The organism is Vibrio sp. JZG10 (assembly GCF_054064075.1).
On the sequence record NZ_JBSUGE010000001.1, the window covers coordinates 108,476 to 130,801 of the forward strand.

General features: G+C 45.4%; 18 protein-coding genes. 6 read left to right on the plus strand and 12 right to left on the minus strand.

Annotated elements, in window-relative coordinates; all coding sequences use genetic code 11:
* Positions 1-5: 5 nt before the first annotated feature.
* A complete protein-coding gene (locus tag ACWYVB_RS00480) occupies positions 6-1,979 on the plus strand; it encodes a diguanylate cyclase domain-containing protein (protein WP_457527528.1) in 1,974 nt (657 codons plus the stop codon).
* A 12-nt stretch (positions 1,980-1,991) separates the two neighbouring features.
* On the opposite strand, the gene queC is transcribed toward ACWYVB_RS00480, so the two are convergent.
* Entirely contained in the window at positions 1,992-2,687 is a 696-nt protein-coding gene (gene queC / locus ACWYVB_RS00485) for a 7-cyano-7-deazaguanine synthase QueC (protein ID WP_046874947.1), read from the minus strand.
* 14 nt (positions 2,688-2,701) lie between these two features.
* Positions 2,702-3,352 (minus strand): 7-carboxy-7-deazaguanine synthase QueE, encoded by a 651-nt coding sequence (queE, locus tag ACWYVB_RS00490; RefSeq protein ID WP_041852955.1) that lies wholly within the window; start codon positions 3,350-3,352, stop codon positions 2,702-2,704.
* 216 nt (positions 3,353-3,568) lie between these two features.
* Between queE and ACWYVB_RS00495 the strand changes: the two genes are divergently transcribed.
* Positions 3,569-4,378 (plus strand): Cof-type HAD-IIB family hydrolase, encoded by an 810-nt coding sequence (locus ACWYVB_RS00495; protein ID WP_164666881.1) that lies wholly within the window; start codon positions 3,569-3,571, stop codon positions 4,376-4,378.
* A 162-nt stretch (positions 4,379-4,540) separates the two neighbouring features.
* On the opposite strand, the gene ACWYVB_RS00500 is transcribed toward ACWYVB_RS00495, so the two are convergent.
* The 10 genes from ACWYVB_RS00500 to ACWYVB_RS00545 form a co-directional block, all read right to left on the minus strand.
* Positions 4,541-5,986, minus strand: a complete 1,446-nt coding sequence (locus ACWYVB_RS00500; RefSeq protein ID WP_457527530.1) for a bifunctional NUDIX hydrolase/phosphatase PAP2 family protein — start codon at positions 5,984-5,986, stop codon at positions 4,541-4,543.
* 388 nt (positions 5,987-6,374) lie between these two features.
* Positions 6,375-7,706 carry a trypsin-like serine protease gene (locus ACWYVB_RS00505; protein ID WP_457527532.1) on the minus strand — a complete coding sequence of 444 codons (1,332 nt, stop codon included), beginning with the start codon at positions 7,704-7,706 and terminating at the stop codon, positions 6,375-6,377.
* Positions 7,707-7,900: 194 nt separating this feature from the next.
* The gene (locus ACWYVB_RS00510) at positions 7,901-8,377 is read right to left on the minus strand and encodes a GNAT family N-acetyltransferase (RefSeq protein ID WP_005395063.1); all 477 of its coding nucleotides are present in this window, start codon (positions 8,375-8,377) and stop codon (positions 7,901-7,903) included.
* A 190-nt stretch (positions 8,378-8,567) separates the two neighbouring features.
* On the minus strand, positions 8,568-10,445 hold the full coding sequence (locus tag ACWYVB_RS00515) for a propionyl-CoA synthetase (protein WP_065646440.1): 1,878 nt from the start codon (positions 10,443-10,445) through the stop codon (positions 8,568-8,570).
* 57 nt (positions 10,446-10,502) lie between these two features.
* Complete coding sequence (prpF, locus tag ACWYVB_RS00520; RefSeq protein ID WP_085343808.1) at positions 10,503-11,699, minus strand: 2-methylaconitate cis-trans isomerase PrpF; 1,197 nt, start codon at positions 11,697-11,699, stop codon at positions 10,503-10,505.
* Between the two features lie 9 nt (positions 11,700-11,708).
* Positions 11,709-14,300 carry a Fe/S-dependent 2-methylisocitrate dehydratase AcnD gene (gene acnD, locus ACWYVB_RS00525; protein WP_457527535.1) on the minus strand — a complete coding sequence of 864 codons (2,592 nt, stop codon included), beginning with the start codon at positions 14,298-14,300 and terminating at the stop codon, positions 11,709-11,711.
* A 156-nt stretch (positions 14,301-14,456) separates the two neighbouring features.
* On the minus strand, positions 14,457-15,599 hold the full coding sequence (gene prpC, locus ACWYVB_RS00530; protein ID WP_012841784.1) for a bifunctional 2-methylcitrate synthase/citrate synthase: 1,143 nt from the start codon (positions 15,597-15,599) through the stop codon (positions 14,457-14,459).
* A 131-nt stretch (positions 15,600-15,730) separates the two neighbouring features.
* A complete protein-coding gene (gene prpB / locus ACWYVB_RS00535; RefSeq protein ID WP_005395068.1) occupies positions 15,731-16,627 on the minus strand; it encodes a methylisocitrate lyase in 897 nt (298 codons plus the stop codon).
* Positions 16,628-16,639: 12 nt separating this feature from the next.
* Complete coding sequence (locus ACWYVB_RS00540) at positions 16,640-17,353, minus strand: GntR family transcriptional regulator (RefSeq protein ID WP_005395069.1); 714 nt, start codon at positions 17,351-17,353, stop codon at positions 16,640-16,642.
* Positions 17,354-17,618: 265 nt separating this feature from the next.
* Positions 17,619-18,017, minus strand: a complete 399-nt coding sequence (locus tag ACWYVB_RS00545) for a GFA family protein (RefSeq protein ID WP_053807462.1) — start codon at positions 18,015-18,017, stop codon at positions 17,619-17,621.
* Between the two features lie 259 nt (positions 18,018-18,276).
* Between ACWYVB_RS00545 and ACWYVB_RS00550 the strand changes: the two genes are divergently transcribed.
* From ACWYVB_RS00550 to ACWYVB_RS00565, 4 genes are all read left to right on the plus strand, one after another.
* Positions 18,277-19,248 (plus strand): tripartite tricarboxylate transporter substrate binding protein, encoded by a 972-nt coding sequence (locus ACWYVB_RS00550; RefSeq protein WP_124008906.1) that lies wholly within the window; start codon positions 18,277-18,279, stop codon positions 19,246-19,248.
* A 239-nt stretch (positions 19,249-19,487) separates the two neighbouring features.
* Positions 19,488-19,982, plus strand: a complete 495-nt coding sequence (locus ACWYVB_RS00555; RefSeq protein ID WP_012841781.1) for a tripartite tricarboxylate transporter TctB family protein — start codon at positions 19,488-19,490, stop codon at positions 19,980-19,982.
* 19 nt (positions 19,983-20,001) lie between these two features.
* The gene (locus ACWYVB_RS00560; RefSeq protein WP_048626439.1) at positions 20,002-21,528 is read left to right on the plus strand and encodes a tripartite tricarboxylate transporter permease; all 1,527 of its coding nucleotides are present in this window, start codon (positions 20,002-20,004) and stop codon (positions 21,526-21,528) included.
* A 277-nt stretch (positions 21,529-21,805) separates the two neighbouring features.
* Positions 21,806-22,321 (plus strand): P-loop NTPase family protein, encoded by a 516-nt coding sequence (locus ACWYVB_RS00565; protein ID WP_104971761.1) that lies wholly within the window; start codon positions 21,806-21,808, stop codon positions 22,319-22,321.
* Positions 22,322-22,326 lie beyond the last annotated feature (5 nt).

Sequence of the window (22,326 nt, forward strand, 5' to 3'; positions counted from 1 at the left end):
TAAATATGCGCACGCTCTATCCTTTGCTTGCGTCACTCTTACTCGCCCCGGTACATGCTAGTGACACTCAAGATATTGAGCCAGAACAAAATATCACGCAGTGGCACGCCGTTTATCAAACCACATTGAGAAGTAATCCTGACTCAGCATTAAGCATGCTTCAAGATCGATACCACACCGCGAAATCGCACAGCGAAAAACTCTACGTCAGCGGGCTGATTTATGAATACATGTCGAACATAAAGCAGCCGTACTATGGAAGCAGCCAAGTTCTCAACAATAACTTTGCTCAGTTAGAGTCAGAGTACATTCTTGCCTTAAATGAACGTAAGCATGGTAGTTATGACGCCTCAGTAAATAGCTTTTCTTCATTGCGACAAAAAATGAAGCAGACTTCAGATTCTGAAGGCAAAGCTTTGATGAACTATCAGCTCTGTTATACGTTGAATCAACAAGGTCGTTATCACAAAGCAAACTTTTATTGCTCGTCGTTAGAAAGCCATCTAAGTCAACAACACCAAGAAAACTTCCCTATTGATCTCGCGTTACGTGTGGTAGCGAATAACTATAACTATCGTGGTGACTATGAAAAAGCGCTGAGCCTTTATCGAAAGCTGCTGGCCAACATGTCTGCTCAAAGCGATCCTTCTGGCATTTACAATGACGTCGGAAATTTGCTAGCAGAGCTTGGGCAGTTTGAACAATCAGAACAATATCTCATCCAAGCCCTACTTGCTCGTCAAGATGAAGGGACACCACTCAAAGTCGCCCAGGTCGAACATAGCCTTGGGGCAATGTATAAGAAATCCAAAGAATTCGATAAAGCCATCAATCATTATCAAAATGCATTAACAATACTCAACCAGCTCCACTACCCATATGGTCAAGGGTTAAGCTACTTAGGGCTGTCTGCGGTTTTAGCCGAAAGTGGGCAACTGGATACCGCAGTAGATTACATTAGAAAAGCTTTAGACATTGCTGAAACGTATGAAAATACGCACCTCGAAACGGAAGGGCATTTAGCTGCTGGGTTCGCGTATTTGAAAAACCATGCTACTGAAAAATCGATTGCACATGGCAAAGTCGCGTTAACACTAGCGATCAATAACTCTAGGCCATTATTACAGGCACAAGCTCAATTACTCCTTTCCAAAGCGTACCAAGCCCAAGGTGATTATAAACTGGCATTAGAGCACCACGAAGCCTATTCAAACATTGAATTGGCCAACCGAGACGCTAGCAATATTAAAGCATTAGAGGCATTAGACCTCACAAAGAAAGAGTACGAATATGATCTTCAAGTCGCTCGGTTGAATAATGAAAAAAGCTTAAATCAGCATCAATTTGAGAAGCTTACCGATCAAAAGCGCACTTATAATTTTGTGGTTTCCTGTTTGTTGGTCTTGCTCATTCTGGCATTGATACTTCAGCGACAAACACGACAAAAAGCCAAAATAGATAGTCTAACATGTGCGTTGAATAGAGCGGCAATTATAGAGACCATCAAAGGTCAAACCTCCAAAGCGGACGAAGACTTCCGCTATGTTTTAGCATTAATCGACCTTGATGACTTTAAGACGATAAATGATCAATACGGTCATCCGACTGGCGACTTGGTGTTACAGCAAGTTTGCCAAGTGCTTAAAGCTAAGCTCAATAAGGGAGAGTATATCGGCCGTTTGGGTGGAGAAGAGTTTATCTTATTATTGAAAAACGTCGATGAAATTGACGTTCCTTTCCGGGTGCAAAGCCTACACAAAACGATTTCAGAGAAGTGCGTACGCACGGTAAATAATAGTGATTTGAGTGTAACTGCTAGCTTGGCCTATCTCTCAACATCAATGCCGCTTACCAACTTTGATGAACTTTATTCGATACTAGACCAAGCTTTATACCAGGCTAAAAAGCAGGGAAAAAACATCATTATAGACGCATACAATGAGCCAATTAGCCTAAGTTCTGACTATGTTAGCCAGTAAAGCAAGGCACGACTAAACGTCAGCAGCCTGCTTGTTCACAAGAGACTGCATTACGGTCTCTTTATTGTTTAGGTAATCATCTAAGCCAGCTTTGCGCAAATCGCACGATGGGCACTCACCGCAACCATCACCAATGACCCCGTTGTAGCAGGTCAACGTATTTTCACGAACCAGTTGCAACGCGTCATATTGATCAGCTAACGCCCACGTTTCTGCTTTATTTAGCCACATTAGCGGTGTTTTGATCGTCAGGTTACGGTCCATCCCTTGCACCAAAGCCGTGTTCATTGCTTTCACAAAATCGTCACGACAATCTGGATAACCACTAAAGTCGGTTTCACACACGCCAGTAATTACGGTTTCAGCCCCAATTTGGTAGGCGTAGATTCCTGCGAGCGTTAAAAATAGGATGTTCCGGCCAGGAACAAAAGAGTTTGGTAGGCCGTTTTCTTGCAATTCGTGTGAGACAGGGATGTCATCACGCGTGAGAGAGCTAATCGCAAGTTCGTTTAAAAGGCCAACATCCATCACTTTATGCGCTTTGACGCCAAGATCCTTTGCGATCTTTTGTGCCACTTCTATCTCTAACTTGTGGCGCTGACCATAATCAAAAGTAATGGCATGAACTTCATCAAACTCTTTAAGTGCTTGAACCAGACAAGTCGTGGAATCCTGACCACCACTAAAAACAACAACGGCTTTTTTCATTTCTCTCTCCGCTCTTAAGCAATACTTAAGTATTTATGAGTTTGAACAGACAAACGCCAATTGCGAGCAATGCACGTTTCAATACACAATTGCGTTGCACGAGGCTTTTGGCTAATAGGCTGCAATGCAATGACAGTCTCAACCGCGACATTCGCATTTGCCAATAGCTCATCAAGGTGGTCGATGTCTTTTTGCGTACCAACTGGGTGCTTAATCTCATTCGCACGCTCTAACGCGCTATTGAGAACTGGCAGTTTACCCTTCATCGCCACTTTTGGTGACACGGTCACCCATGTATTTTCTGACGTGATGACTTCTGATGTGCCACTCGTTTCGATTTGGCATTGGCAACCCATATCCTCAAACGCCTTTGTTAAAGGGCGTAGATCATAAATACAAGGCTCCCCACCAGTAATCACGATATGTTTAGCATTAAAGCCTTGCAGTTGATATTGCTCTACGATGTTCTCGGCAGATGCGACGCACCATGTCGGAGAATCTTCCGTCTTCACCAAAATATCACCAATTTGACGTTGGTCATTTTCATCTGCATACCACGTTTGTTTGGTATCGCACCATGAGCAACCAACCGGACACTCTTGAAGGCGAACAAAAACAGCAGGAACTCCAGTGAAAACCCCTTCCCCTTGGATGGTTTCAAACATCTCATTTAGCTTATACAACGTAGAACTCACTCAACTCATAATACTTCGAGGCGAAGACCTTAATGGACACACGTGTCTAGGTCAATTTAAACCAAAAATTAATTGTTAAAATAGACCATTTTGTAGTTTCATAGTCGCGGTGAGCGTAGGTTTCTGGTTAGCGTTATACCAAACCTTATTCACTTACAGTTCCCAAAAACTTTAAGGTAAGAAATGATGTATAAACTGATCGCATTAGATATGGATGGCACACTGCTCAATAGTGATAAAGCAATCTCTGAAGAAAACAAACAAGCGATCGCAAAGGCTCGAGAAGCAGGCGTTACTGTCGTTCTCGCTTCTGGTCGCCCATTAGAAGGAATGCAAGGCAAGCTCGACGAACTGAATATCCATTCCGATAAAGATTTTGTCCTTTTCTACAATGGCTCTATGGTTAAGAACGTAGGAACAAATGAAATCATCCACCAGCAAATCATTGATGGTAAGGCAGCTAAATTAGTCGCTCGTAAAGCGAAAGAATTAGGCGCTTATGTGCACGCATTCAGCCAAGTACATGGCTTGATCACCAATGAGAAAAACCCATACACTGACATCGAAGCCAACATTAATGGCTTAAATGTAACAGAGATTAATTTTGAATCGCTAGAAGATGATCATCCAATCATCAAAGCAATGATGGTTGCCGAGCCAAGTAAGTTAACTGAGGTCATCGCTGCGCTTCCGTCTGAAATACGTGAAGAGTTTACGGTGGTTCAAAGCGCCCCGTTTTTCCTGGAATTTCTTAACCCAGCGAGCAACAAAGGTATTGGTGTTGCTGCAATTGCTGAGTATCTAGGTATTCAACCGGAAGAAGTGATCTGTATGGGTGATGCTGAAAATGACCACCACATGCTGAAGTACGCTGGCCTTGGTATCGCGATGGCAAATGCGATGGAAGAGACCAAACAAATCGCTGATTACATTACGGCAAGTAATGATGAACACGGTGTAGCTAAAGCGATTGAAAAATTCGTCCTTAACGCTTAATTCTCTCCGCCGCTATGGCGTCAACGTTATTACCTTTAACTCAGCCATGGCGTCAGATATACGCAAAGCCACATTGTTGAGCTACTCAACGTACAAAAAAGCCTTGCTGTAAAGCAAGGCTTTCTTTTTACTCGTATGCCTGAGAAAGAAAGCATACAACCATCAATCTAGCACTGTTTCTCTCTGTTGTTTTTCATGAATCAGCTTTCTTGCAAGCAAGATAAACAGCAACATCAACAATGGATAATGCAACGTCGACAATACCAATGACCACAAACCACTAAACGAGACAACAGAGCTTGAGTATAAATAAAGTTGCTCAACGAATACCAACGCAAGCGTTACAAAAATCATCTGACGAGAATCCAAATGCACTTTTGACTCTCTAAACGTCATAACCAACGCTGATGCCGTAATTAAAATAGCTAACCAGCGGCCAAACACAGGTAATGGCCAGATAACAGAGATGACCGCCGTTACCGCAGTCATAATGAACCAGACGCCTTTTGAGCTCAGCACTTGATCAACATTCACGTCTTGATTTGTTTCCAATCGCAGAACATGCCAGGCTACCAAGCTTCCTAACAGCGCACCAAACAACATATCTAAGAAAAAGGCGCTACCAAGGAAAAACTTACATAACATAATAGTAAGCGTGACGAGCATCATGACAGCGGTCGTACCATTCAAACCGAAATAATGTGTTCTCTGAAATAAAAAGGTTAAAACACAAAACCAAACGGCAATAGGCAAACTTGGAAAACTAAATCCAAAGCTGTGTGTTAACTCCATCATTGGTATATAGACATGCGGGCGAGGAAGCGCAAAGCCCTGTTGAGCTACAAGTACCATCAGGGACGTCGCGCTAATAGCGAAAAAGAGTCGGAATACAAATCGACTGCCAAAACGCATCATTACTAACGGAAATAGAAAAAGCAGTATCGTAGGTTCTGTCAGTTCTATAACAAGATTTGAGATCTGATTCGCTACCTCGAAACTCGTTTCTGATAAAGCCCCTACCCAGCTTTGTAAGTCTTTCATCCACCTCAATTCAATCTGACGAAATGAAGGCGCGGATTCGATCAGCTGAGTCACATAAGATGCGGACTGCTGAGTAGCTTGTTCAAAAAACTGAATGGCTTGTGGCCATTGAGCGGGATAGCGGTACAAAAATGATGGCAACTCGGATGGTCCAAGTAACATTGCTGATGCGATTTCTACTCCGTAGTGAGGAGCAAACCAAATAGGTAACTCATTCCCACCTAAGGAATTGTTCATCGAAAAAGCAATAATCTCAGAATCTGATATGCAATCGTAATAAACCGCGGTGTCTGTTCTGCCAAGTTCCTCCCCAACCGTGACCACTAAACCCGTTTCTTCCCACGTTTCTCTTTGCGCAGCAACTTTGGGGGATTCTCCATCAATAATTGTCCCACCAGGTAGAGAAATCTTATCCGTCAATATTTCATGAACTAGCACTAACTTGTCGTCAGCACGAACAACGCAGAGTGCCCCTTTTACTTCGCTCACGGCAGCTTTAGCCGTAGAGATTGGTGAAACAGGTAACAAAATAAAACAAAGGATGAGTAATAACAGCTGTCTCAACACAAAATATGACCTTAAGTAAACATTATGATAACCAATGAATAATGGCAGTTAATCTTATCTTTTTCGATAAAAATTAAGTAACGAGTTATGCCAAACAACGTTGATCGAATAAAGCATGATCTTGAAGCTCATTGGAGAGTAATTTAATGCAAACCTGACAAAAATCAGACAAAACATGAAATGTTGATCGCAATTCTGCCAGTTATATGAAGGTAGCGTCAGGATAAAGTCATACACATTTTATGGGTTCTCAAAGGTGGAACAATAAAAAAGGGCTTATTATTCGAAAACAATAAACCCTGCTTATGATAACTATGCGCTGTTCGTTGAAACCAAGAATGAATTCTACCTCAAGTCACCAACGAATCAGCTTTTGAATGCCTGATGGTTAGTTAGAGTTGCAATGTGCGTCGCGAACTTCTTGCCAAACACCCCAAGGTCCAGAGTCTGCTGGGTTATCGCCTTGAGTCCACCACTGCGCCTGCCACACTTTGCCATTCCAAGTAACGTTATCCCCTTTGAGATACACCGTACTCGCTTGCCATTCTGCTGCGCAGTTATCTGTTGGAGGCGTTGTCACTGTTTTCGCTTGAGCCGACACTAGCGCCTGATATTGTGTACTGGTCTTATCAACGTTGAAGTTCAAAGCAACTCTTGCTTCTCCCGCCTGAGCTGCTCCAAATTCGACATCGACACGACAACTTGCATTCATTGCTAACGTCGCCTGAGAACACTGATCATTAGCAATAACGGCAGCATCAGCAACGCCAGAAGCAAGCGCGCGAACGTTTTCTACAGTGAACGTCGTGTTACCTGAATTTTTGATAACAAAACTATGTTGCTGCAACTCGCCAACATTAAATGATGCCAATGTCTGTTCGGTGGTATACCCAACAGAAACATTCTCTTTAGGAGGTGTAGTCGTGCCAATGACACCATTAACAAAATTACGCATGGCGGCGATATCGCTATAAACACCATACATACCCGGACGAGCACAACCTATCCCCCAACTGACCACACCAAGTTGAGTAATTATGCCACCACGATTAATAACGATTGGACCACCGCTATCTCCCTGACAGGAATCTATCCCACCTTGAGGAATTCCCGCACAGAATGACACTTCTCCAACGGTTGTGTAATTGCCACCGGCTTGACGACAAGTCGTGTCCGACACGAGTGGAACGTCAACCTCTTGCAACCGAGATGGAGAGCTTCCTCCTTCAGAGGTTCTCCCTAAACCTGCGACTGTAAGCCAATCTCCGATGCTGGCGTATTGCGTTAGACTGCCATCGGCAATTTCAACCGCAGTAACACCTTGAGGTACAGAGTCTAACTTTAAGACTGCGAGATCATGAGAAAGCGTTGCTCGGCGATATGCCGGGTGCATGTGGATTTCACTGACGTTAGCTCGAACACCGTCAGTGCCATTGTAAACGACGCCACCGATTTTAACCGCAATCTGATTCGGTGAATCACCCTCGACACAGTGAGCCGCAGTCAGGACGTAGCCATTCCCAATATAACTGGCACCACAATATGATCGGTTACCATAACGGCTAACAATTTGAGTGTAGAATCTCCACTCACTAGGATCAGCAGTGATGCCGCCTACGATCTGGGGTTGTATAGTGTGATTGTGTGTCTGTGACAAATCATCAGCACTTGCGAACATTGGCAAAACAGCCAACGCAAGTAACGATTTTGTTAGTTTCAAAATATTGTCCTCTTGTTTTTGTAAGCACGATCCTCGTGCTACTAATAAACAAGCAGACAAAAACGCCAATACCAATGTGGGCGCATATTAATTTACTAACATTGCGAGCAACTTATAGAGAAAAGTCTATTGACGAACTGAATGATTTCAATTCGCTAGAATGTGTATCACAATATTAAAATTAAGCATGGTCATTAGCTCAACGGCTTTCTTAGATAGTGAATATGGTGTGCAAACCCTTGTTTTTCATACAAAGAGATTGCACCCTGGTTAAAGTGCCATACTTCAACAAACATCTGTTTTGCACCGTAATCAGAGAACGTTGACTCAATTTTGTTAATCAATGCCTGAGCTGTGCCTTGTTTCCGAAACTCAGGTAACACATAGAGCTCATCCACACTTCCCATCATAACCGGCTGACTGACGGTAGAAACAAGTTCACAGAAATGACCAGAGATAAAACCAATAATTTCATCTTCTTGTTTTGCTACATAAACAAGACATTCAGGATCATCAATGTATCGAGCAATACTTTTTTCTTGCTCTATCTCCTCTGCAGTTTTGAACAGCTCCGGAGATTGAAGATGATGCTCATCATGCAGCTCAAACATAAGGTCGTTGAGCGACTCAAGGTCGCTAAAACACGCAGATTTAATTACAAACGTGGTCATACAAAGGGTCACTAAAAATTGAATGGCTGTAGTTTGTGAGGAAAATGCCGTATTGGCAAGTCACAAAATTGCCTGCACGTGACGTTTACGCTATCTACAAACAAAAAAGCCCCTGTACTTAATAAGCGTACAGAGGCAGAACCAACCTACAGAGTTCGAGGATCAGGGGTTAGTTAGAATTGAGTTTTAATTAACGTCTTAACACTCGTTCAATTTCGTTCAAGCTACTTGGGTCATCAATCGTTGACGGAACGGTGTATTTTTCACCATCGGCTATTTGACGTATGGTTCGGCGCAGAATTTTACCCGAACGTGTTTTCGGTAAGCGATCCACAACCAATGCATGCTTAAAGCAGGCAACCGCACCGATCTCACTACGTACCTTGCCAACAAGCTCACCTTCAAGATCAAGCTCGTCCACTTTTACGCCGTCTTTCAGTACCACAAAGCCAAGTGGGAGTTGCCCTTTCAGATCATCGTGAATACCCACCACTGCACATTCCGCAATCGCCGGATGACCACCGACAATTTCTTCCATTTCGCCTGTCGATAAACGATGCCCCGCGACATTAATCACGTCATCAATACGTCCCATAATGAACAGGTAACCGTCTTCATCCAGATAGCCACCATCACCTGACACATAGTAGCCAGGGAATTGGCTAAGATAACCGGTTTCAAAACGGTCATGGTTACGCCAAACCGTTGGCAGACAACTCGGTGGCAGCGGACGTTTTAATGCGACAAAGCCTTGTTGGTTAGGCCCGACCGACTCTCCAAGTTCATTCAGAATCTCGACCTGATAACCCGGAATTGGCTTCGTCGAAGAACCCGCTTTAACTGGCATCATTTCAACACCTGTTGGGTTGCCCGCGATAGCCCAACCCGTTTCCGTTTGCCACCAGTGGTCAATAACGGGTTTGTCTGCTTTGCTCTGAACCCATTCCAGTGTTGGAGGGTCAAGGCGTTCTCCTGCCATAAAGATGGTTTTCAATTTAGAGAGATCATACTGTTTTAAAAACTCACCTTCTGGGTCTTCTTTCTTGATCGCACGGAACGCTGTCGGGGCAGAGAACAACGCATCTACTTTGTATTCGTCACACACTCGCCAGAATGCGCCAGGGTCCGGTGTTCGGACGGGCTTACCTTCGAATAGGATTGTTGTGCAACCGTGAATCAGTGGAGCGTAAACAATGTAAGAGTGCCCTACTACCCAGCCAACATCAGATGCCGCCCAAAATACGCCATCTTGAGGAATGTTGTAGATTGCGCTCATGGAGTACTTCATCGCGACGGCATGGCCACCGTTGTCACGCACAACGCCTTTTGGCTTACCTGTCGTACCCGACGTATAAAGAATGTAGAGTGGATCGGTTGCCAACACCGGAACACAACCGTGTGGCAACGCTTGGTTGTACTCTTGTTGCCAATCCAGATCTCTTTCTTGGTTTAGATCGGCTTCGCACTCAGGACGCTGGAATATAAATACTTTTTCAGGCTTCCATCGGCTGTCCATAATGGCCTTGTCTACCATTGGCTTATATGGAATAACTTTGTTGATCTCAATCCCACACGACGCCGTCATGATGACTTTCGGCTCTGCATCTTCAATTCGTACAGCAAGTTCATTAGGTGCAAAACCACCGAATACAACGGAGTGAATCGCCCCCAAACGCGCACAGGCTAGCATCGCCATTGCGGCTTCTGGAATCATCGGCATGTAAATAACAACTCGATCGCCTTTTTCAACGCCTTGGGCAGACAGCATGCCGGCAATTTTTGCCACTTGGTCACGCAGGTCACTATAGGTATACGTTGTTTTATTGCCGGTTACTGGCGAGTCATAAATGAGTGCCGTATTATCACCGCGTCCTTGCTCGCAATGGTAATCCAATGCTAACCAGCACGTATTCATTACACCATCTGGAAACCAACGTTCTATGCCGTTTTCATCAGATTTCAAGATAGTTTTAGGAGATTCGAACCAATCGATATTCTCCGCTTGAGCGCGCCAAAAACTCTCCGGTTCGTTTTTCGCCCATAAATATTCTTTTTCGTATGAAGACATATTGCTTCCTCCAGTATGTCCTGACATTGCTCTCGTTCTATTCAAAGACCATTCTTTTCACTCAAAGACATCAGAGGGTACACGCACAAATCCCTCCATTAGTATTCTCGCACTTCGGCTCATGATGGCTTTTTGCACCACCCAGCCCTGCTCAGTTTGCTTCGCTTGTGCTCCAACTTTTAACGTTCCTGAGGGGTGGCCAAAAGTCACTGACTCTTTTTCACCGCCACCAGCAGCCAAGTTAACCAACGTACCCGGTACACACGCCGCTGAAGCGATAGCAACAGCTGCTGTTCCCATCATTGCATGGTGAAGTTTGCCCATCGACAACGCACGAACCAACACATCAATTTCCGACTCATTTACCGCTTTACCGCTTGAGGACTGGTAACTTTTCGGCTTGGATACAAACGCGATTTTTGGTGTGTGCTGGCGTGTTTGAGCTTCTTCAAGTTCAGAGATCAGCCCCATTTTTAATGCGCCATGTGCACGGATGGATTCGAACATCGCTAATGCTGTGTCATCGTTGTTGATATCGTCTTGCAGCTCAGTGCCCTGATATCCAATCGATTCAGCATCAATAAAAATGGTTGGTATGCCCGCGTTAATAAAGGTCGCGTTGAACGTACCCACATCCGGCACCACTAAATCATCAACTAAGTTGCCTGTTGGGAACATGCTGCCTTCGCCATCAGAAGGGTCAACGAAATCGACTTGAATCTCGGCGGCCGGAAACGTCACGCCATCGAGCTCAAACTCGCCGGTTTCTTGGACGAATCCGTTCACAATCGGCACATGCACCAAGATAGTTTTGCTGATGTTCACCTGCCAAACACGCACCGTCACAATGCCATTTTCTGGAATGCGATCTTGTGGAATCAGCCCAGCATGAATGGCGAAAGGACCGACAGCGGCAGACAAGTTGCCGCAGTTACCACTCCAATCGACGAATGGTTTGTCGATCGACACTTGTCCAAACAAGTAGTCAACATCGTGATCGGCTCGGCTACTGCGAGAAACAATTACTGTTTTACTGGTGCTTGACGTCGCACCACCCATGCCATCAATTTGCTTTGCGTACGGATCTGGGCTGCCGATAACACGCAACAAGAGTTTGTCACGAGCTTCGCCTGCCACTTGTGCTTCTTGTGGCAAATCGTCGAGGTTAAAAAAGACCCCTTTACTTGTACCGCCACGCATGTACGTCGCCGGCACTTTGATTTGGCTCATTTGATTCGGAGTTTTGCTTTCCATACCCACTCCTTATTGCGCCAAGAAATCTTGCGCGAAACGCTGCAAAACACCACCTGCGTTGTACACGTGAACTTCGTCAGCGGTGTCTAGGCGGCAGGTAACAGGAACGTCAACTTTATCGCCGTTGCTACGCGTGATAACCAAGGCCAGATCCGCACCCGGTTTAATCTCGCCAACTACGTCGTAAAGTTCAGTACCATCCAGCTCTAGCGTATTGCGGTTAACGCCTGGCTTAAATTGCAGTGGTAGTACACCCATGCCAACCAAGTTAGTACGGTGAATACGCTCAAAGCCTTCAGCAACAATGGCTTCTACGCCTGCCAATCGAACACCTTTTGCTGCCCAGTCACGGGATGACCCCTGACCGTAATCCGCGCCAGCCACCACGATCAATGGTTGTTTACGATTCATGTAGGTTTCTATCGCTTCCCACATGCGTACAACCTGACCTTCTGGTTCGATTCGCGCCAGAGAACCCTGAACCACTTCACCGTTCTCTTTCACCATTTCGTTAAATAGTTTCGGGTTAGCAAAGGTCGCACGTTGCGCCGTTAAGTGATCGCCACGGTGAGTGGCATAAGAGTTGAAGTCCTCTTCCGGAACGCCCATTTTGGCAAGGTATTCACCCGCCGCACTGCTCGCCATGATCGCGTTGGATGGTGATAAGTGGTCGGTGGTGATGTTGTCACCAAGAACCGCTAAAGGGCGCATGCCAGACAGTGTTCTTTCACCTGCAAGCGCTCCCTCCCAGTAAGGTGGACGGCGAATGTAGGTACTCATCGGACGCCAGTCGTAAAGCGGGTTAGAGCTTTTCTCTGCGTCATCCAGTTTGAACATCTGGATATAAACCTGATTAAACTGCTCTGGCTTAACGTGTTTGCCGACCACAGCATCGATCTCTTCGTCGCTAGGCCACAAATCATTTAAGTAAATTGGTTTACCGTTTTGGTCAGTACCCAAAGCATCGCGTTCGATATCGAAACGAATCGTACCCGCTAGCGCATAAGCGACAACCAATGGTGGTGATGCAAGGAAAGCTTGTTTTGCGTAAGGATGGATTCGGCCATCGAAGTTGCGGTTACCAGACAGAACGGCTGTCGCATATAAATCGCGATCAATGATCTCTTGCTGGATTTTTGGATCCAACGCGCCACTCATGCCGTTACAAGTGGTACATGCGTAACCGACGATACCAAAGCCAAGCTTTTCTAACTCTGGTAATAGGCCCGCTTCTTCCAGGTACAAGCGTGCAACTTTAGAACCCGGAGCAAAAGACGATTTCACCCAAGGTTTACGTACAAGGCCGAGCTCATTGGCTTTCTTCGCGACAAGGCCAGCAGCGACGACGTTTCTTGGGTTACTAGTATTAGTACACGATGTGATAGCAGCGATGATCACTGCGCCATCTGGCAACTCACCTTCTTTCTCTTCCCACGCACCAGAAATGCCACGCTGCGCCAACTCCGATGTTGGTAAACGGCGGTGAGGGTTTGACGGGCCGGCCATGTTACGACTTACTGATGATAAATCAAATTCCAGTACACGCTCGTAAACCGCTGTATCAAGATCGTCTGCCCAAAGACCAGTTTGTTTTGCGTATTTTTCTACTAGAGCAACTTGCTCTTCATCTCGACCAGTTAGTTTTAAGTAATTGATGGTCTGCTCATCAATATAAAACATGCCAGCTGTCGCGCCGTATTCTGGTGTCATGTTGGAAATGGTTGCGCGGTCACCGATTGTTAAATCACGTGCACCCTCACCAAAGAATTCAAGATATGAAGAGACGACACGCTCATTACGCAGAAACTCAGTAATCGCGAGGACAATATCCGTTGCGGTAATGCCTGGTTGACGTTTACCCGTTAGTTTTACACCGACAATATCAGGTAGACGCATCATTGATGGTCGACCAAGCATTACGGTTTCAGCTTCCAGACCACCAACACCGATCGCGATAACACCCAATGCATCAACGTGCGGCGTGTGACTGTCCGTACCCACACAGGTATCTGGGTAGGCAATACCCTGCTTCGCTTGCACCACAGGAGACATTTTCTCCAAGTTGATTTGGTGCATAATGCCGTTACCCGCAGGAATCACACTGACGTTTTCAAACGCTGTTTTACACCACTCGATAAAGTGGAATCGGTCTTCATTACGGCGCTCTTCAATCGCGCGGTTTTTGTCGAAGGCATCAGGTTCAAAGCCCGCATGCTCAACCGCTAAAGAATGGTCAACGATCAATTGAGTCTCAACCACAGGGTTCACTTTTGCAGGATCGCCACCCTGATCCGAAATAGCATCGCGCAGACCCGCTAAATCGACTAGAGCAGTCTGACCAAGAATGTCATGACAAACCACGCGTGCTGGATACCAAGGAAAATCAAGATCACGTTTACGTTCAATTAACTGTTTTAGGCTATCCGTCAATGTGTTCGGTTCACAGCGACGGACCAGTTGCTCAGCTAGCACGCGGGAGGTGTAAGGGAGTTTTTCATAGGCTCCAGGAGAAATGGCATTGACGGCTTCGCGTGCATCAAAGTAATCCAGTTGAGTTCCCGGAAGCGGCTTACGATATTGGGTATTAATATTTGTGTTCATGGTTTGCTTCCATTCAGTCTGTACATCTTGCCTTCATCAACGTTTTTCCATTGCTCCAGAAACATCGTGATGAGAGGAGCTCCTTCCTCTGTCAGAGAGAGGTACAAAGGAAGGAGGTGGTCAATCAAAGCGTATGTGCCCTAATTGACCTTCGCGCTAGCGATTCTCGATAGGTACCCATTCTTGATGGTCTGGGCCCGTGTAATCAGCACTTGGGCGAATGATGCGGTTATTGGCACGTTGCTCATAAACGTGTGCCGCCCAGCCCGTTAAACGACTCATCACAAAAATTGGTGTGAACAGCTTGGTTGGAATGTCCATGAAGTGGTAAGCCGATGCATGGAAGAAGTCCGCATTACAGAACAGACCTTTCTCTCGCTTCATCACTGATTCAACACGCTCAGAAACCGCATATAGATGTGTATCACCGACTTGCTGTGACAGCTCTTTAGACCAGCGCTTAATCAACGCGTTACGAGGATCACTTTCGCGATAGATGGCATGGCCAAAGCCCATGATCTTGTCTTTGTTGGCCAGCATTTTCATGATGTTCGCTTCCGCCTCGTCTGGCGTTTGCCAATCTTCAATCATTTCCATCGCTGCTTCGTTTGCGCCGCCATGAAGTGGGCCGCGAAGCGTACCGATTGCTGCCGTGATACAAGAATGAATGTCTGACAACGTTGATGCACAAACACGCGCTGCAAAAGTTGATGCGTTGAATTCATGCTCAGCGTAAAGGATTAAGGAACAGTGCATCACTTGCTTGTGTAGCGCTGATGGCTCTTTATCTGTAAGCAATCGCAAGAAGTAACCGCCGATGCAGTCTTCGGTTTGATCTTCTGTATCGATACGAACGCCATCGTGACTAAAACGATACCAGTAGCAGATGATAGCAGGGAAAAGCGCTAGCATACGTTCCGTCGAATGTAATTGCTCATCGAAGCTCATTTCTTGCTCTAGGTTTCCTAACACAGAACAACCAGTGCGCATCACATCCATTGGATGAGCAGTAGCAGGAATAAGCTCTAACGCTTGCTTAAGCTCAGTTGGTAAGCCGCGAAGGTTTAAGAGATGTGTCTTGTACGCATCCAGTTCTTTCTGAGTTGGTAAGTGACCGCGTAATAGAAGATGTGCAACTTCTTCAAATTGAGCATTATTGGCAAGGTCAGTAATATCGTAACCGCGATAAGTCAGACCGGTCCCCGTTTTTCCGACAGTACATAAAGCTGTGCTTCCAGCGCTTTGACCGCGTAGGCCTGCACCACCTAACTCTGCTTTCTTTTCTGCAGTTTGAGACATTGTTTGAACTCCTTTTCTGTCTGGCTTTGCCCTCTTTGGAGCGTTTTTTTAGCCAGACGAATTTCACGTTATTGAATTAGATAAATTCCGATTATCTTTTCTTGGGCTTCCGTCTATCTTTTCTTTTCCCGCTATTTTCCTTCAGAGAATAGCTGGTCAAGTTTGTCTTCGTAATCGTGGTAGTTCAGGTGCTGATACAACTCTTTGCGTGTTTGCATTGAATCAACCAAAGCTTCCTGATTGCCCACTTCTAGCAAATGCTTGTAAACCGTTTCAGCGGCTTTGTTCATGGCACGGAACGCACTTAATGGATAAAGCACCATATCGACTTTCGCTTTTGCAAGCTCATCGCAGCCGTACAGTGGCGTTGCGCCGAACTCGGTAATGTTCGCCAGAATAGGAACGTGCTTTCCAGTTGCTTGCTCAAGTGCGTTTGAGAACTGAAGGTACTGATCCAGCTTGGTCATTGCTTCTGGGAAGATCATATCTGCGCCTGCTTCCACACAGGCAATCGCACGCTCAATTGCACTGTCCATACCTTCAACAGCTAGCGCGTCAGTACGAGCCATAATCACAAAGCTTTCATCATTGCGTGCGTCAACCGCGGCTTTTACGCGATCAACCATCTCTTGCTGGCTGACTATTGCTTTGTTCGGACGATGCCCACAACGTTTCTGTGCGACTTGATCTTCCATATGAACCGCAGCAGCACCCGCCTTTTCCATTGCTTTGATCGTGCGAGCAATATTAAATGCGCCTCCAAAACCGGTGTCGATGTCGACCAATAGCGGTAAATCACACGCGTTAGTGATGCGGTCAACATCGACCAGTACGTCGTTCAATGTTGTAATACCGAGATCCGGCAATCCGTATGACGCGTTTGCAATACCGCCGCCAGACAAATAAATCGCTTGATGCCCCAAGTTTTTCGCCATCATGGCGCAGTAAGGGTTAATGGTGCCGACAATTTGCAGCGGATTGTTTTGTTCAATGGCGAGTCTGAACTTCGCTCCCGGTGTTAAGCTCATGACGAATTCCTTCTAGTCTTTGTCTAAACTTTCTGTATGTATAATTTGCGATTGGATGAGCTTTCGACTTCCTGAGATGTGTCTTCTCATCAGCATTTCTGCAAGCTCTTCATCGCGATTACGGATGGCTTCCAGAATGAATTTGTGTTCAGTCAGCGCTTCGTTTGGACGAGATTGCGCGCGCGGTGACTGATAGCGGTACATGCGTAACAAGTGGTAAAGCTCGTCGCACAGCAGAGAAATCAGCTTGCTGTTTCGGCTTGCTTGGATGATGCGATAGTGAAAATCAAAATCTCCATGCTGATGGAAGTAAGAGGCTCCTTCCACTTGATCAATGTGCTTAGAATGTGTCGACAATAGCATTTCCAAGCTCAAGAGCTCTTCTTGCGTAATATGTCGCGCTGCTAACCTTGCCGCCATACCTTCTAGCGCTTCGCGAACCGCATAGAGTTCTATCAGCTTTTCTGGAGAAAAAGTGGTCACTCTAGCCCCGACATGAGGAATACGTTCAATGAGCCCTAGCCCCTCTAAACGCATTAATGCTTCACGCAAAGGGCCACGGCTGACTTGATATTTCTTCGCCAGTTCAGGCTCCGAGATTTTATGGCCAGGCTTAACATCGCCATTCACAATGACTTCAATCAGTGTTTCTGTCAGTGTTTCTGACTTGGTGTGTTCTTTCTCAGAACCCAGTACTTTATAACGAGTTTTCAACTCAGAGTTCATACTCAGATACTCACGTTACCGACATCAAAATGTCTACAATTTCTTAACCTGAATATAAAGTAGTCGATCAAAGTGTCGACAATCAAGTAAATTGTCGACAATTTAGACTAAGGTCGTAATTTAAATCGAAGAAAATCGTCTGTTACGGGCTTAATGGAGGGATAATTGCGAAGGAAAAAATAAATTGTCGACAGCAAAACACCTCTTAACATCATGATATAAAAGAAAAATAATTAAGCTGTCGAACAATTAAGGATACAAAAGGCTATTCTTTAGGTGAAAATTGCTCAAAAACTTGCTGCGATGTCATCTTTTGTGAGGTGGGATTGAGGTCATAATACGCGGGCTTTTCATCGGTAAAGATCTCTAATGAGAGTTTGAAATCTGGATTGTCGAACAAACCAGCGGAGAGAATGTACTCGCCTGTCGGTAACAAATGATAGAAAAGGTTTGTGCCGCATTCGCCACAAAAACCTCTCACCGCCCAGTCAGACGATTGATAACGCTTTGGCTCGGCCCCCTTAAACGTTACGTTAGGACCACAATGCACAGCATGGAGTGCTCCACTCGACCATTTTCGACACATCGAGCAGTGGCATAGACTCACTTCATTCTTAGCATCTGCGATCACTTCAATAGCGCCGCACAAACATGTCCCTTTCATTCTCTGTTTCCTTATTCGTTTGATGTCATTCCATTATGACGCAATTGTTAGCACGCACGCGTGATGTGCAACCAATTTTTCAGCGTGAACTTTATGAACAAAATACCCGTTATGCTCAATATTCTCTTTATCGACGTTTTAAAGACATCAATTTAACACTTGATTAACCTTTGATACATCAGCATCCAGTTCGAGTTAAAGGCTGAAAAAAAAATAAGACTCATCAAAAAATAGAGTCACCAACATAAGGAACGTGAACATGTTAAAGGTAATCAAACCAACGCTCGCCACATCTATCATCGCAGCTTCATTTTCATTTAACGCTTTTGCTGCTGATGTAGAAAAAATGCATTTCTTGATCCCTGGAGGTGCCGGTGGCGGCTGGGATATGACCGCACGAGGTACAGGTGATGTGCTACTCAAATCAGACATCGTTGAGACGGTATCTTTTCAGAACCTTTCTGGTGGCGGCGGCGGTAAAGCCATTGCGCACTTGATTGAAACGGCAGATCGCCAAGAAGATACGCTGATGGTGAATTCAACACCGATCGTCGTTCGCTCTCTAACAGGTATTTTCCCTCAATCCTTTAGAGATCTCACTCCCGTTGCAGCCACCATTGCGGATTACGGTGCCATCGTAGCCTCTGTTGATTCGCCATACAATTCTTGGGAAGACGTAGTAAAAGCATTTGAATCTAACCCTCGCAAAGTGAAAATTGCGGGTGGCTCTGCTCGTGGCTCGATGGACCACCTCGTCGTTGCCGCCGCATTTAAAGGCGAAGGATTTGATGCGCGTAAAGTTCGTTACATCGCTTACGATGCGGGCGGTAAAGCCATGGCAGCCCTTCTTTCAGGCGAAACTCAACTGCTCTCTACGGGCCTAGGTGAAGTACTGGAGATGTCAAAATCTGGTCAAGTCAAAGTGCTAGCGGTAACTGCACCAAAACGCCTAGAAGCCGCACCAAACATCCCTACGCTAACAGAATATGGTAACGAAACGGTCTTCGCTAACTGGCGTGGATTCTTTGCTGCACCAGGTACTAGCCAAGAAAAGCTGGATGAATGGAATGCAGCATTTACCAAAATGTACAACACTGACGAATGGCAAGTCGTCCGTGACCGCAATGGTTGGATAGACAACTACAAGGCGGACAAAGCGTTCTTCGCGTTCCTTGAAGAGCAAGAGCAGCAAATGGGTGACTTAATGCGCGAGTTAGGCTTCCTAAAGTAACAGTCGAACTGGGTCCCTCAGATTCCAACCTCACCCAATAACGTGGGGTTGGTATTTCCCCAACTGTATTTGCACTCTAAGTTTCACCGTATATGGATATTGTCGACAATCGGCATGCACACTCCTTTGTTTATATACCCAAAGCAGCTCGACTAGTAGCGAAATGCTTAATTGTTAATGGTTTAGTTTATTCATTAACGTCCATATGCGGTCTTTTTTATTTTTGTTAGGAGTTGAATATGTCTCGTTCAACCAACTTTTTCACCAAAGAATATTTGCTCTGTCGTGACCGTGTCGGCGCAATGATCTTTCTACTCTTCTGTCTTTGCTACGGTTATCAAACCTCACAAATTCCATTGTTCCCTGGTGATGAATACGAACCGTTCACCGCACGTACTTTGCCAACCATCCTGACTTACGTTGGTGCAGGCCTTTCTTTGTTATTGCTGGTAACAGGACAACCAGATAAACAAAGTGGCGCGGTGCTGAACTTTAATTGGAAGTTACTGATCGCTTTCTTGGTTTTGATGGCGCTTTACGGCGTAGGCCTGACTTACCTAGGCTTTGTTATAGCTACTGGCTTCTTTTTATTGGCTGGCTTTTATCTGCTGGGGGAAAGACGTAAACCCGTTCTGTTCGGCGCGTCGTTTCCATTCGTGATCGCGTTCTATTTATTACTCACTCAAGGTTTGGACATCTATCTCGAACCGGGTTTGATTTTCACCATCTGGTAGTCAAAGAAAGGACTGAATTATGTTAGATGGAATTCTACAAGGTTTATCCACTGCAGTAATGCCAATGAACATCATGATGGTGATCGTTGGTTGTTTCGTCGGTACATTTATCGGCATGTTACCTGGGCTTGGGCCGATCTCAGCCATTGCTTTGATGATCCCAATTACTTATGGCCTAGAGCCCTCTTCTGGCCTTATTTTGATGGCGGGTGTTTATTACGGTGCGGTATTTGGTGGCTCTACATCGTCGATTTTAATTAACGCGCCGGGTTGTTCTTCAACCGTGGTGACAGCATTCGACGGCTACCCGATGGCTCAAAAAGGCCAAGCAGGTAAAGCATTAGCTTTGGCAGCTTATTCGTCTTTCACTGGCGGTACGCTATCTGCCATTATGTTGCTTGTCGCAGCACCAGCATTGGCTAGCGTTTCACTTAGCTTCCAATCGTCAGACTATTTTGCGTTGATGCTACTTGGGTTATCAGCAGTCGCGGCTTTTGCGGGGAAAGGTCAGGTAATCAAAGCGTGGATGATGACCATTCTTGGTTTGATGCTATCTACCGTTGGAATCGATAAAGGCGTAGGCGTTGAACGCTTTACCTTCGGTTTAACGGATTTAATGGATGGCTTTAGCTTCTTGTTGCTTGCAATGGCGACATTCGCACTGGGTGAGACGCTGATGGGCATCCTTAAACCATCAAAAGACACCAGCGATGAAGAACAAGAAAAGCTGAGCAACATTGGCTCAATGAAAGTGACGAAGGAAGAAATCAAAGACGTTGCGCCTGTTTCAATTCGCTCTTCAATATTAGGTTTCTTCACTGGCGTTCTTCCTGGCGCAGGAGCAACCATTGCTGCTTTTTTAAGCTATGGTATGGAGCGCAACCTCGCACCTAAAGAGAAAAAGGAAGAGTTCGGTAAAGGCAGTATCCGTGGTTTAGTCGCGCCAGAATCAGCGAACAACGCAGCGTCTAGTGGTTCATTTGTTCCACTGCTAACGCTTGGCATTCCAGGTTCTGGTACAACAGCAATAATGCTCGGCGCGCTGATCGCTTACGGTATTCAGCCGGGCCCTCGCCTGTTTGTTGAGCATCCAGATGTGTTCTGGTCAGTGATCATTTCCATGTACTTCGGCAACATCGTACTCGTGATCCTGAACTTACCTTTGATTCCGTACATCTCAAAGCTTTTGGCGGTTCCTAGAACGGTACTTCTGCCGATGATTTTATTCTTCTCAATCACCGGAGTTTATTTGGTCTCCTTTAATACTATGGATGTGTTCGTGATGCTGATTGTCGCTATGGCTGCCATTGCACTTCGACTCGCTAACTTCCCACTTGCGCCTTTATTGCTGGGTTTCATCCTTGGGGGATTAATGGAAGAGAACTTACGCCGCGCATTAATGATTTCAGACGGCGAATTGAGTTTCCTATGGGAGCGCCCTATTACCCTTACCTTTACTGTTTTGGCCGTATTGGTACTGGCAAGTCCACTAATCGTAAAGCTGATTCAAAAGTTTAAAGCACAACCAGTGAGCGTTGAGCAGTAATAACTGTCTCTTACAACCTAGATAAAGCCATCCATCGCGATGGCTTTTCTTTCTCCTATCAAATCGTTCACTTATTAAGCAAAATAATATTGACAAGTAATCGCCTATATATAAGAGTAGTTGCATGAACACACACTTAGCGCAACTTAACCAACGAATTATCATCATTCCATAGGAATGGTGGGATTTTTGATGCGCTCAGTATTTATCGAACCCACCCATAGCGGTGGGTTTTCTGTCTCTACCGTATGGGAAATACTCTCTTGGAGGCGGTCACATGCAAAAAGTAGCGGTTTTTGGTAAGCCCGGCAGCGGAAAATCGACGATAAGTAAAGCAATCGCGTCTGCTACCGATCTCCCTCTTCATCAATTAGATTCCATAGTCTATAAACCAAACGGTGAGCCCGTTGAGCGTAACGTTTTTGATGAGGCACATAGCAATATACTTCACTCAGATCGTTGGATTATAGATGGTCTGGGGCCTATCAGCTCCTTTAATGCTCGTTTAGATGCAGCCGATACTCTCGTTTATATTGATCTACCATACTCCGTAAGCTATTGGTTTGTGACGAAACGTCTCCTTAAAGGACTATTTATTAAACCCGAAGGGTGGCCTGATGGCAGTTCGGTATTGAAAGGAACTTTACAAAGCTACAAAGTTCTTCAGCAATGCCCTGCATTCTGGAATGATGACTTCATGTCTCGTCTCGAAGGGTACTCTCAAAGTAAAACCGTTCATGTCATCAAAAACGTCACAGAACTGAACAATTTTGTTTTAGAGCGGGTAAAGTAAACTTC